This window comes from Lutibacter sp. A80 (assembly GCF_022429645.1).
Lineage (GTDB): Bacteria > Bacteroidota > Bacteroidia > Flavobacteriales > Flavobacteriaceae > Lutibacter.
The window spans coordinates 1,927,643-1,940,193 of record NZ_CP092480.1; the positions used below are offsets into that span (position 1 = coordinate 1,927,643).

Genomic DNA, 12,551 nt, shown 5'->3' on the forward strand with positions numbered 1-12,551 from the left:
AGTTTAAGTATTGATAAAAATTAATTTATTTTTCAGTTTGAAATTCCTCAGCAGTAATTATAGGTGAAGCATCTAACTCATCAACTTCCATTATTTGTGTTAACAGATCAATCCCTTCTATAATAGTTAATAGTTTTTCTGGTGGAAGTGCTTGTAATTTTTCACTCAATTTTTGCTGAAATGTTATTGGAGCAGACTGTAGCAAATCCATACCACTAGCCGTTAATGAAATAAGAGTTACTCTTTTATCAGTTGCTTTAGGCAGTTTTGCAACGAATCCTTTTTTTTCTAATCGGCGTAAAATTCCTGAAATAGTACTCGCATTTAAATTTAAAAATGCTTTTAGCTTAGCTGCATTTGTTTTATAATCTTCTTGTTCTGCTAAGTATTGCAAACACAAAAGTTGTGGAATACTAACACCTTGTTCTTTCTCTACCCGTTTACTTTCTAGGTTTACAGAGCGAACAATCTTACGCAATCTAATTAGAATATCAATAATAGTCATATGGTAAAATTACAAAAATTTGATTAGTAGCTTTATTTTATTATAAATAAGACCTTATTTAAATTACATCTACAGTATGTTTTCCATTAACTGAACGATAAATTCCTAATGGATTTTCATTTTTTAATTCGTTTGGCAATAATTTATCTGGCCAATTTTGATAACAGATAGGTCGCACCCAACGTTTAATTGAATTTACTCCAACTGCTGTAAATCTACTATCTGTAGAAGCAGGATAAGGACCACCGTGCACCATTGCATCACAAACTTCAACACCTGTAGGAACTCCATTAAAAATAATACGTCCTACTTTATTTTGAAGTGCATTTACAATTTCCAAATTATTTTCCAGTTCATCTTCAGCCAAAATAGTCCCTGTTAATTGACCTTCTAATTTTGAAATTACCACTTGTAATTGTTCCACATTTTCACATTGTACAACCATAGAAAAAGGCCCAAAAACTTCTTGATGTAGAGTTGTGTTTTCCAAAAATCTTACAGCATCTACAGTTGTAATAATTTGACGTCCGTAATTTTTAGAAACCTCGCCATTATAATCAACTACCATTTTCACTCCTTTTTGTTGCTGTATTGTTGATTTATTATCTTCAAAAGCGCCAATAATGTTGGGATGTAACATACAAACAGGTTTAATTTTTATAATTTCTTCAGCTAAAGTTTCAATAAAACTTGTTAAACCTTCACTTTTCACTGCTAAAATTAATCCTGGATTTGTACAAAATTGTCCAGCTCCTTGAGTAATCGATTTCGCATAATTTTTAGCCCAAAATACAGCCTTTTTACTTGCAGCATTTGGTAATAAAATTACTGGATTTACACTTCCCATTTCAGCAAAAACAGGTATTGGCTCTGGACGTTGAGAGGCAGTATTATACAAACTCCTACCTCCTCTAACACTACCTGTAAAACCAACCGCTTTTACAGCTGGGTGTTTTACTAAAGTAACTCCAACTTCAATACCACTACTGTTTAAATTAGAGAAAACACCATTTGGCATCCCTGTTATTTCTGCAGCTTTTATAACAGCATAAGCTACTAATTCGCCAGTTCCAGCATGCATTGGATGTGATTTAACAATTACAGGACAACCTGCCGCAAGTGCCGCAGCAGTATCTCCACCTGCTGTTGAATAAGCCAAAGGAAAATTACTTGCTCCAAAAACAACAATTGGTCCCAATGGCATTAACATTTTACGTAAATCTACTTTTGGAACTGGAGTTCTTTCTAAATTGGCAGTATCTATAACAGCTTCAACCCAAGAGCCATCTTTTACCAAATCTGCAAAAGAATGCAATTGAAAAATGGTTCTAGTTCTTTCGCTTATAGCTCTCTCTTTAGACAAACCAGACTCTAAACAATATATATTTAATAAATTATCTCCTAAAGCCAATATTTGATTTGCAATTTCATTCAAAAATTTACTTTTTGCTACTCCAGAAATAGTTTTAAATATTTTAAATGCTTCCCTTGCCAATTCCACAGCTTGCTCAATCTCTATAGTTGTTGCTTCTGTAAAAACAACTTCATTTTCTTGATTTTTTTGAGGATTAAAAGTTTTAAAAGTTGTATTTCCTGTAGCAGATAAAACGTTTCCTATATAGTTTTTCCCTGTTATCATAAAAAAATTAATATTTTTTTAATTTAAAATTCATTAAAAAAAAGATCTCTATTGTTAATTGGATAAAGTTAATTAATTTAGTAAGATTAATTGTTGATTCATTAAAAGAATCAACATATAAAAATTGATATGGAACAGAGAAATGACTTAATATTGCGTGAAATAGAAAAATTGGGATTACTTCTAAAAAAGTTAATTAAAGATATTCATGACGCAAATTCTAAAGATATAGAAACTGAAATTAACCAAATAAATGAAGTTTTGACTTCTGAATTTAATTTATCTATTTCAACTATTACTAAACTTAATAATGATGAATTATTAGAAAAAACTAATAACCTTCACGAATCTCATTTAGAAAAATTGGCTGAATTATTACATGAAGTCATAAAAAAAATGAATCAAGAAAACAAAGAATATGGGCTTAATCGTGAAGAATTAACTAAAAAAGCTATTGTTTTAATTGATTATATAGACAGTAACTCAACTACGTTTTCTATAGATAGAATGCATTTAAAAAACGCTTTACAACTTCAAATGGATATTTTTTAATATTATTTTTATCCAATTTTTTTAAAACTGTATCCTTTTACCGAATAATATTCTAAAATTTTTGGCAATACATACTTTAGTTTTTCGCTAGCTTTAACACTATCATGAAAAACTATTATACTACCATTTGCCGTATTTTTAACAACATTATTTAAACAACGTTTAACTGAAATTTCAGTATCAAAATCTGCACTAATCACATCCCAAGCAATTATTTTATAGCCTTTATCTCTAATTTTTTTACTTTGTTTTAACGACATTTTACCATAAGGCGGACGAAACAGTTTTCTAGTTTCTAAACTAACACTAGAGGCTTCTGAAAATAAACCTGTATTATTATATATTGTTGAATCAGCTTTTTCGAAATTTTTAAAATACTCTTGTGTATTAGTTTTCCAACCATTAAGATGGTTGTGAGTATGATTTCCAATAGCATGTTTTTCCTTAATTATTTTCTGAAAAATTTCCGGATGATTTTCAACATTTTTCCCAATACAAAAAAAAGTAGCTTTGGCTTTGTATTTTTTAAGTTGTTCTAAAGTCCATTCAGTAATTTCAGGTGTAGGACCATCATCAAAAGTTAAATAAATATTTTTTTCTTTAGCAGAAAAACTCCAAGACCATTTACTAAAAATAATTTTTAATAGACTTGGAGTTTTTATAAAATAAGGTTTCATGTGATTATTTTATTGTTTTTATTAGTCACATGCTATTCGCAATTTACCATTAGTTTGGTAATAAAATTTCGAATGCGTTCATTTCGTTTTAATAAATTACTATTCTTGATCAGGCATTAAAAAATCAAAAAGTTGTAAATATTTAAAATACTCGTCTTTAATTTCCTGAGCATAGGCTTCATCATCTAATCTAATTGATGATTTTACAATTTGATCGTACATTAAAAAATTACGCTCAATTTGATTAAAAACAATATCTATTTTTGATTCATCATACTGACTAAAGTAGACTAATTTTTCTTGCAAAACGTTTTTTAACTCGGAAGTTAATTTACGCGCTTTTTCTGTTTCCTCTAGAAAATAGTATAAATCTATATAAGAAATTAACATGCTATAATGCCCAAACTTATCTACAGGCATTTTTTCTAAAGAAGTATCTAAAATTTCCAATGCTTTTTCTGACTTCCCTTCACTTATTAATTCCCTTGCCAATCGTTCCATATTATTACGATAGGTTACAGAATTTTTACGTGTTTCTACGTCTAAATAAATATTATCATCAGTGATATTACGCCAATCCCAATTTTTAACATTCTCGTACATAATATCGGTATTAATTCTTCCCATTTCAAAGAAGTTACCATCGTTTTTAGTATATATTGGCACTAATTTATAAGTCATCCCATCTAATTGCAGATAATCTTTCATCCAAATATATTCTTCATCGGCTTGTGCTCCTCCAGTAAAATAGATTGGTTTTTCCCAATTATTATTAGCTATAATATCAAGCATTAAAATTCTATTTTTTGTAATAGCACTTCCAATTTCAATATCAATATAAGGAACAATTAAATCAGCATCTTTTTCAGCTACAATACCATTTTTAAGAACAGCTTCTTTATCAACTGGTATTCTAATTTTATTAGAAGGCAATACTTTCTCTGGAATTCCATCATCATCTAAGTCGTATTGTGTAATTTCTTTATCGCTTTCAATCCATTTCATAAAGTAATCTATATCAACAACCGAATCTTTTAATTGTGGGAAAATTTCTTCAAAATAATAAGCCACGTCTAAAGTTCCCCACTTGTATTTGTCGTGCGTTAATTGAGACGGAATTGGATCAGCTTCATACGTTTTACGTTTCATTTGATCTATATACCAATCCGTTTGAAATAAACTGGTATTTATCAATTTCATATCTGTTCTATAATTTTCAACTTCTTGCATATACCAAAGTGGAAACGTATCGTTATCTCCAATTGTAAATAAAATTGCATTTTCATCGCAAGAATCTAAACATGCTTTAGCGTTTAAGTGTGCTGTATATCTATTAGATCTATCGTGATCGTCCCAGTTTTGTGAAGCCATAAGTGTTGGTACAGCTAATAAACTAATAACAGAAACAGCTATTGCCACAGTATTTTGATTGGCATATTTTTTCAATTTTTCAAAAATAGCCAATACTCCAAAGCCAACCCAAATTGCAAAAATATAGAACGAACCAACCACTGCGTAGTCTCGTTCTCTAGGCTCAAAAGGTTTTGGGTTTGTATAAAATATAATTGCTAAACCAGTAAATGCAAAAAACAATAGCAACACATAAAAATCGTTTTTATCTTTTTTAAGGTGAAAAAGAAGTCCTATAAAACCTAAAATAAATGGTAAGAAAAAGTAAGTATTTCTTCCTTTATTATTTTCAACATCTGAAGGTAAATTAGATTGTGGGCCTAAACGTAATTCATCAATAAATTTAATACCACTTAACCAATTTCCATTTTGTAAATCTAAATTCCCTTGTACATCGTTTTGCTTACCAACAAAATTCCACATAAAATACCTTCCATACATATAACCAAATTGAAAATCGATCATATATTTAATATTTTCAATAAAAGTTGGTCTTCTTTTACTGTTTTCAGGAATACCAGCAATGGATTTATAATTTTTAATTACAGATCCATCTGTACTCACCATTCTAGGTATTATCCCTTTATGTCTATCACTGTAATTTGGCAAAGCATCTTTATAGTGATTAACAATAACATATTTACCTAGTTTTTCGTCTTTTTCGTATTTTGGTTTATCATCTTTAGTAGGGTTACTACTATCTATCTCTCTATTAAATATTATAGAGTAATACGTATCGTAAAACACACTTGCATCTCCATATTGCTCTCTATCGTAATAGGCTAATAATTCACGTGCACTAGATGGATTGTTTTCGTTAATGGTAGTATTTGCATTGGCTCTTATTGGAAGCATTAACCAAGAAGAAAAACCAATCATAATAAACAATATTGAAAGCAATATGGTATTTGCTTCAACCTTATTGTTTTTATGAGTATAAGTTAATCCTATATAAAATGCTACAATTAATAAAATAGCGGCAATAATACTTCCTGAGTTAAAAGGCAATCCTATTGAGTTTACAAAAAACAACTCTAAAGCACTAAAATATTTTAATGTATATGGAAACAACATTTTAAAAACAAAAAGCAATACTAATATTGCTACTGCATTTGCAATTATAAATTGCTTAGCATTTAAATTTTTATACTTTTTATAAATGTAAAGAAATACAATTGAAGGTATTACAAGTAATGATAAAATATGCACCCCAAATGACAACCCAACAACAAAACTGATTAATAGTAACCATTTATCTCCTCCTGGCTTACCTATTTCTGCTTCCCAACGTAGCCCTAGCCAAAACAGTAAAGCCATTAAAAATGAAGACATTGCATATACTTCACCTTCAACAGCACTAAACCAAAAACTATCTGAAAAAGTATATGTTAAAGCACCTACAACAGCACTTCCTAAAACAGCAATTGCTGTGCTTTTAGTAATTTCAGTTGATTTTAGTACTAATTTTCTAGCTAAAATAGTAATCGTCCAAAACATAAATAAAATAGTAAATGCACTGGCTAATGCAGACATAAAGTTTACCATTTTAGCAATATGAGTAATATCTGTAGTGAACATTGCAAAAAACGCACCTAACATTTGAAATAAAGGAGCTCCAGGTGGATGTCCAACTTCTAACTTTACAGATGTTGCAATATATTCACCGCAATCCCAATAACTAACTGTTGGTTCTAATGTTAAAGTATAGGTAATTAAAGCAATTGCAAAAATTGCCCATCCAATAATGGTATTCCATTTAGAGAAATTGAGTGACTTCATAAGTTAAATTTAGTACTTCGCGAATTTAGTAAAATTAAACTAAATTCTTTAAATTAAGTTTTGTTTGAAAAGTTAATAAAGTGCTAAAATAGAGCTCTAAAAAAAATTATTCAAAAAAAACATAAATTTTATTTGCAAAATAGAAACTTTCCCTTAAATTTGCATCCGCAAAATGACCTATGGTGTAATGGTAGCACTCCGGTTTTTGGTATCGTCAGTCAAGGTTCGAGTCCTTGTAGGTCAACATTTAGCTAATGCAATCACTTTATAATTAAGTGATTGCATTTTTTTATGCAAAAAATGTATCGCTTTTTGTAAAATCAAGGAATCAAGAATATGAATAACTTAAAGAACACTTGTTGTGTTTCAACAAAACTTACAACTTATTTATATTTAAAAAAGTTATTTTATTACAACCACTTCTAACAAAAAAAATAAGCACACCTCTTTTAGAAGTGCACTTATTAATATTTTTATTAAGTAAAATAAAGTTTCTATTTTAGAAAACCTATAAAACTCAAGCTATTTTTTTGAAGCTACTACTGCTGAAAACAATATGTATATTAAACAAGCTAATGGCACTAAAAAGCCTAATAAAACACTTGTTGAATCTGCTACATATCCCATTATTGGAGGTACAAAAGCACCACCTACAATAGCAGTTACCATTAAACCACTTAGCTCATTTGCGCGTTCTGGTAATTTATCTACTGTGATTGAGAAAACTAAAGGGAAAATATTTGCAAATCCTAAACCTACTAAAATAATTCCTGTATATGCTAATACTGTGTTTCCAAATATTAATAAAAACACACCTATTATTGATAAAATTACTGTTACAAATAAAAACTTAATTGGTTTTATTTTTGTTAGAATTGCAGCTCCTGAAAATCTACCAATTAATATTGGTAGGAAAAATAAAGCCCAACTTAACCATAAACTAAAACCTTCTATTCCAAACTCTTCTTTCAATAAAATTGGAATTCCTGAACTCATTGAAACTTCGGCTCCTACATATACAAATATTGCCATCACCATCATTAAAACATATTTGTTCTTTAAAAGTGATAAACAACTAACTAAAGAGGCTGGTGTTTCGTCTTCGTGTTTTACTTCTTCAATTTTTAATTTGCTTGTCCAAGCAAATGTAATTAAAATTAGTACCGAATAAATTGGAAATAACAAAGTCCAGTCCATTCCTGCCATTACAGCAAAAGGAGGTAATAAAAAACCTAACGAAGAACCGATAGCTTTTATTGATTGCCCTAAAGACAAATTACTAGAAAACATTCCTGGTGCTGATACATCTCGCATTATTGGATTTCCTGAAACTTGTAAAACGGTTGCTCCTGCTCCTAACAATAATATAGATCCTAAAATTACATAAAATTTAGATTGTAAATCTACTGCTGCAACCTCTATTATTGGCCCGTACATTCCAGATAAAATAGGCATTAAAAGTCCTATAAAAGCAATTGCTAAACCTATTAATAACACTTTTTTCTTTCCTTTTCTATCTTGGTATATTCCCATGGGAATAGATAATATTCCAAACATTAAAAACCCACTAAAAGGCAATAAGGTTGCTAAAAAATTTGTTAGCTCAAAAGTTTCTTTTGCTAAACTTACCATTGGCCCAACAACATCTCCAAAACCCATACATAAAAAGGCTAAAAATATTGGTAACGTATTTACTTTTTTATTACTCATAATCGTTTTTTATTTAAATAAGGTTACTGCACCTAACATAGCTGCACTTTCTTTTAAAACTGATACTTTAAATGGAATCTGAACTCCTTTTTCTTTTAATTCTGAATATAAACTTGGTTTAAACAACTCAAAAGCTTCTGCTATATTTCCTCCCATAACAACTACATCTGCACTAAAATTTATTAGATGCTCTGCTAAACAATCAGCTAAATTTTTACCAAAATTATTAAATAATGAAATTGCTTCTTGATTTCCTGACGTTGCTAATTCAGCAATTCGTTTAACTCCTGTAACCTCTTCTTTAGAGAGCTCATTAAAACTGTTTACAAACCATCTTGTAGAAAAATAATCATCTGCAATTCCTTCTTTAAAAGGCTTATCCCATAAATATCCATTTTCTGGAACTGTAGTTCCCTCTTCAATGGCTTCACCTTCACTAATAAATGATGATCCAAATCCTGTGCCTAAGGTAATAGCAACCATTTTATTGTTCCCTTTACCGCTTCCGTACCAAAAACATCCCAATGAAAAAGCTGTAGCATCATTTACAAATCTAATTTGATCTTGTGGCAATGCCAAACTCTCAGACAGCGCTTCTTTTACATTAACATTTATTAAATCCACAAATTTTTGATTTGAATTATCGAACAAACCAATCCCTTTTTCGTAATCAAAAGGACCAGGAATAGCTAATCCTACTCCTAAAAATTCTGAATTGTCAGGTAAATTTTCTTTACACATTGCTATTGCTTTTGTCCAAGCAGCAATTAAAACTTCTTTTGATTCTGAATTTTCAACTTTAATATTAATTAATGAGTTTTCTAAAACAACACCTGTGTCTACGCCAATAATTGCACAACTTATATGGCTCCCTCCTATATCGCAACCGATACTATATCTATTTTTATTCATCTTTATTGGTTAACATATTATACAGTAAAGCTATTTAATTTTCATGCTATATTTAAAAAATTTCGATAAACAACCTAATTGAAATTATAAACGGAAGTTATTCTCAATTTGCTTAATACTTTACTTAATTAACTTTCAGCTATTTTATTATTTCATCATAAAAATTACTTAAAACAATCTCTCTAGAAATGTAAATTGTTTAAACTTATGTTAGTTAGTTATTTTATAAATTAAATTTAATGAAATTATTCTGTGTCAAAAACTTTTTTCTTAAATCTTCAAGATCTTCTCCTTTAAAATTTTCATATTTTTACAATTCATATAATTAATTTATAAAAAAGTTGAAAAATAATAGATGTGATTGGTGCGGAAACGACCCTCTTTATATTGAATACCACGACAAGGAATGGGGGACTCCTATTTTTGATGATGCTGAATTATTTGAGTTTTTAATTTTAGAAACTTTTCAGGCAGGATTAAGTTGGATTACTATTCTTAAAAAACGAGAAAACTTTAGAGAAGCTTTTGATAATTTTAATTATAAAAAAATAGCAAATTATAATGAAATTAAATTTCAAGAACTTCTTAAAAATAAAGGAATAATTAGAAATAAATTAAAAATAAAAGCAACTATTTCTAACGCTATTTCTTTTATTGAAATTCAGAAAGAATTTGGTTCTTTTTCTAATTATATATGGAAATTTACCAACGGAAAGCCTTTAAACAACGAATACAAAACATTAAGTGAAGTTCCTGCTAACACAGCTCTATCCGATACTATTTCTAAAGATTTAAAAAAACGCGGATTTAAATTTGTCGGTTCTACGGTAATTTACGCTTATATGCAAGCCACTGGCATGGTAAACGACCACCTTACAACGTGTTTTAGATATCAAGAAATTAACAAACTAAATTTTTAAAACATCAAATAACCTATAATTTAAAATGCATTAGAAACTTAATAAGTTTCAGTTTTAAATTTGTTAGTGGATGGTATTTCAAATTAGGTTCAAACCAAGTGCTTTTTCTTAAAATGGATTTATAATGTGAAAATGTTTTAAAACCGTATTCTCCATGGTACGAGCCTATACCACTGTTTCCGACACCTCCAAAAGGTAAATTTTCATTCGTTATTTGCATAATGGCATCATTAATTGCTCCCGAACCAAATGATACTTCTTTTTCAATTTTTTTTATGAAAGTATTATTATTTGAAAAAATATAACACGCTAAAGGCTTGGGTTTTAATTTTATTTGAGTTATTATTTCATCAATATTTTTATAGCTTATTATAGGTAGAATTGGGCCAAATATTTCATCAGCCATAATTTCATCATTAAAATTAATATCGGTTAAAATAGTTGGATCAATAGTATTTTCTTCAAGCTTATAAGTCCCTCCAAAATAAATTTTTTCTGTATCAATTAATGAAACCAAACGTTTCATGTTTTTTCGATCAATTATTTGAACATAATTGTTGTTTTCAATTTTAAAATTAGATGCTTTAATTTCTAACGTTAGTTGTTTTAAAAACTCAGTTTTAATTGACTCATGAACACACACATAATCTGGAGCAATACAGGTTTGACCTGCATTTAAAAATTTTGCCCAAACCAACCTTTTAACACCTACTTTTATATTAAATTTTTCATCAATAATTGCAGGACTTTTCCCTCCGAGTTCTAAAGTAACAGGTGTTAAATTTTTTGCAGCTGCTTTATAAATTATTTTTCCTACTGCAGTACTTCCTGTAAAAAATATTTTATCATATTTTTCATTTAGTAACTGAGTAGTTTCTAAAACTCCACCTTCAATAACTTTAAAAAATGCTGGATCAAAGGCTTCATTTAAAATTTTTGCTAATAAAGAACTTGTTTCTATTGCAATTTCACTAGGTTTTAAAATTACAGTGTTTCCGGCTGAAATTGCAGCAATTGCGGGAGATAATGATAATTGATAAGGATAATTCCAGGCTCCAATAATTAATGTAACACCCAATGGTTCTGGAATGATATAACTTTTCCCAGGAAAATTTAAAAAATTTGTTGACACCCTTTTAGTACGTGCCCACTTATGTAATTTTTTACATGTTAACTGAATTTCACTATAAATTATACCTAATTCTGTTGTATAAGTATCGAATTCAGATTTTTTAAAATCTTTAAATATGGCCTCATTTAAAAGTTGCTCATTTTCCTTTAAAAGCTGCTCTAACTTTTTAAGCTGTTGAATTCTAAATGAAATACTTTTAGTAACATTTGTTTGAAAATATTTTTTTTGAGCAGTTACAATTTCGTTCATTTAAAACAATTTAAACTATTAATTTATAGGAATATAGATTTCAGTAACCCATTTTGCAGGGTTTGGATTATCTGTTGGACGTACGGTATATACCTCGAAAGGTTCACTAGTATCTAAAGTTGTAAAACCTTGTTCTGTTAATTCTTTATATGCAGCTTCCCAAGCTTTATGAGAATATTGATAGCTTCCATAAAAAATGGTTTTAAAAGTTTTTTGTGGCTTTAAAAATCCAGTTAAAACATTGCCTGTAGTTACAATTCTTTCCTTAACAGGAACCGCTGTTGAAAACATAGTTGTATTATTTGTTTCATCCCAATTATGAGTTAATAAAAACGGTTTTCCAGCAGGATCTATAGTATTTTCTGCCATATAATCTATAACTGTTTTAAACATCTCTTTCATATTTTTATCAGCATCATCAATTTTACAAGAAGTTGATTGGTATAAATAAAACCCACCTCCATAGTCTACCTCTCCAATAATTTTAAAAGAGTGTTTATCCATTTCTGTTAATAAATGTTGTTCTAATAACTCAAGCCCACGATCATACATTGGTTTCAGGTTTTTTTCGATACCTCCTTGTGTTAACCAATATGCTTTTTCGCTAAAAGAACTTTCTCCTCGCATTCCCCAGGTTACTTTATTTCCAGTTGCTGTTTCTGTTATATCCCAATAAACTTCAGGTTTAGTTCCTGTTCCAAAATCTATTTCTTGAATTAATTGTTTGTTGGGTACCAATGAGATTGTTTTCATAGCACCAGTTCCTTCTTTTCCAGTCCACGAATAAGAAGCTCCAACACCTACTGTTACCTCTGGATAACTAGCTACAATAGTAGAATCTATTTCATACCAAGGTCCCCAATATTGCCAGTTTTTAAAATCGTTAATATTTTCAAAAATTAGAGAAGCATGCACTTTCATAATTTTTGAACTTTTAATATCATAATTACCTGGTAAGGTTGCAATATAAATTGCAGTACCAATTATTAATATTAATAAAAAAAACAGTAGATATTTAAAAAACTTCATAACAATAAAATTTATATTAATTTAATGCTAAATTACT

The 12,551-nt window shown here is 29.1% G+C and carries 10 protein-coding genes and 1 tRNA gene; 3 read left to right on the forward strand and 8 right to left on the reverse strand.

Going from position 1 to position 12,551, the window contains the following annotated elements:
• Nucleotides 1-25 precede the first annotated feature (25 nt).
• Nucleotides 26-505 (reverse strand): MarR family winged helix-turn-helix transcriptional regulator, encoded by a 480-nt coding sequence (locus tag MHL31_RS08215; RefSeq protein WP_240228774.1) that lies wholly within the window; start codon nucleotides 503-505, stop codon nucleotides 26-28.
• A 58-nt stretch (nucleotides 506-563) separates the two neighbouring features.
• The gene (locus tag MHL31_RS08220; RefSeq protein ID WP_240228775.1) at nucleotides 564-2,144 is read right to left on the reverse strand and encodes an aldehyde dehydrogenase (NADP(+)); all 1,581 of its coding nucleotides are present in this window, start codon (nucleotides 2,142-2,144) and stop codon (nucleotides 564-566) included.
• 129 nt (nucleotides 2,145-2,273) lie between these two features.
• Between MHL31_RS08220 and MHL31_RS08225 the strand changes: the two genes are divergently transcribed.
• Nucleotides 2,274-2,696: a hypothetical protein gene (locus tag MHL31_RS08225; RefSeq protein ID WP_240228776.1), complete on the forward strand. Its 423-nt coding sequence runs from the start codon at nucleotides 2,274-2,276 to the stop codon at nucleotides 2,694-2,696.
• A gap of 8 nt (nucleotides 2,697-2,704) precedes the next feature.
• On the opposite strand, the gene MHL31_RS08230 is transcribed toward MHL31_RS08225, so the two are convergent.
• Both MHL31_RS08230 and MHL31_RS08235 read right to left on the reverse strand, forming a co-directional pair.
• Nucleotides 2,705-3,373: a polysaccharide deacetylase family protein gene (locus tag MHL31_RS08230; protein WP_240228777.1), complete on the reverse strand. Its 669-nt coding sequence runs from the start codon at nucleotides 3,371-3,373 to the stop codon at nucleotides 2,705-2,707.
• 99 nt (nucleotides 3,374-3,472) lie between these two features.
• Entirely contained in the window at nucleotides 3,473-6,562 is a 3,090-nt protein-coding gene (locus MHL31_RS08235; RefSeq protein ID WP_240228778.1) for a DUF2723 domain-containing protein, read from the reverse strand.
• 173 nt (nucleotides 6,563-6,735) lie between these two features.
• Between MHL31_RS08235 and MHL31_RS08240 the strand changes: the two genes are divergently transcribed.
• Nucleotides 6,736-6,806, forward strand: a tRNA-Gln gene (locus MHL31_RS08240).
• A 278-nt stretch (nucleotides 6,807-7,084) separates the two neighbouring features.
• Here the strand turns inward: MHL31_RS08240 and MHL31_RS08245 are convergent.
• Entirely contained in the window at nucleotides 7,085-8,272 is a 1,188-nt protein-coding gene (locus MHL31_RS08245; protein WP_240228779.1) for a sugar MFS transporter, read from the reverse strand.
• 9 nt (nucleotides 8,273-8,281) lie between these two features.
• Complete coding sequence (locus MHL31_RS08250; protein ID WP_240228780.1) at nucleotides 8,282-9,184, reverse strand: ROK family protein; 903 nt, start codon at nucleotides 9,182-9,184, stop codon at nucleotides 8,282-8,284.
• 341 nt (nucleotides 9,185-9,525) lie between these two features.
• On the opposite strand from MHL31_RS08250, the gene MHL31_RS08255 reads away from it, so the two are divergent.
• Nucleotides 9,526-10,104 carry a DNA-3-methyladenine glycosylase I gene (locus MHL31_RS08255; RefSeq protein WP_240228782.1) on the forward strand — a complete coding sequence of 193 codons (579 nt, stop codon included), beginning with the start codon at nucleotides 9,526-9,528 and terminating at the stop codon, nucleotides 10,102-10,104.
• A 13-nt stretch (nucleotides 10,105-10,117) separates the two neighbouring features.
• On the opposite strand, the gene MHL31_RS08260 is transcribed toward MHL31_RS08255, so the two are convergent.
• Complete coding sequence (locus tag MHL31_RS08260) at nucleotides 10,118-11,485, reverse strand: aldehyde dehydrogenase (protein ID WP_240228788.1); 1,368 nt, start codon at nucleotides 11,483-11,485, stop codon at nucleotides 10,118-10,120.
• Between the two features lie 18 nt (nucleotides 11,486-11,503).
• The gene (locus MHL31_RS08265) at nucleotides 11,504-12,514 is read right to left on the reverse strand and encodes a GyrI-like domain-containing protein (protein ID WP_240228789.1); all 1,011 of its coding nucleotides are present in this window, start codon (nucleotides 12,512-12,514) and stop codon (nucleotides 11,504-11,506) included.
• Between the last annotated feature and the right edge of the window lie 37 nt (nucleotides 12,515-12,551).

Bases quoted from the DNA above. Each gene is read 5' to 3' on its own strand.
- MHL31_RS08215 (WP_240228774.1), bottom strand. From the start codon at position 505: ATGACTATTATTGATATTCTAATTAGATTGCGTAAGATTGTTCGCTCT.
- MHL31_RS08220 (WP_240228775.1), bottom strand. From the start codon at position 2,144: ATGATAACAGGGAAAAACTATATAGGAAACGTTTTATCTGCTACAGGA.
- MHL31_RS08225 (WP_240228776.1), top strand. From the start codon at position 2,274: ATGGAACAGAGAAATGACTTAATATTGCGTGAAATAGAAAAATTGGGA.
- MHL31_RS08230 (WP_240228777.1), bottom strand. From the start codon at position 3,373: ATGAAACCTTATTTTATAAAAACTCCAAGTCTATTAAAAATTATTTTT.
- MHL31_RS08235 (WP_240228778.1), bottom strand. From the start codon at position 6,562: ATGAAGTCACTCAATTTCTCTAAATGGAATACCATTATTGGATGGGCA.
- MHL31_RS08245 (WP_240228779.1), bottom strand. From the start codon at position 8,272: ATGAGTAATAAAAAAGTAAATACGTTACCAATATTTTTAGCCTTTTTA.
- MHL31_RS08250 (WP_240228780.1), bottom strand. From the start codon at position 9,184: ATGAATAAAAATAGATATAGTATCGGTTGCGATATAGGAGGGAGCCAT.
- MHL31_RS08260 (WP_240228788.1), bottom strand. From the start codon at position 11,485: ATGAACGAAATTGTAACTGCTCAAAAAAAATATTTTCAAACAAATGTT.
- MHL31_RS08265 (WP_240228789.1), bottom strand. From the start codon at position 12,514: ATGAAGTTTTTTAAATATCTACTGTTTTTTTTATTAATATTAATAATT.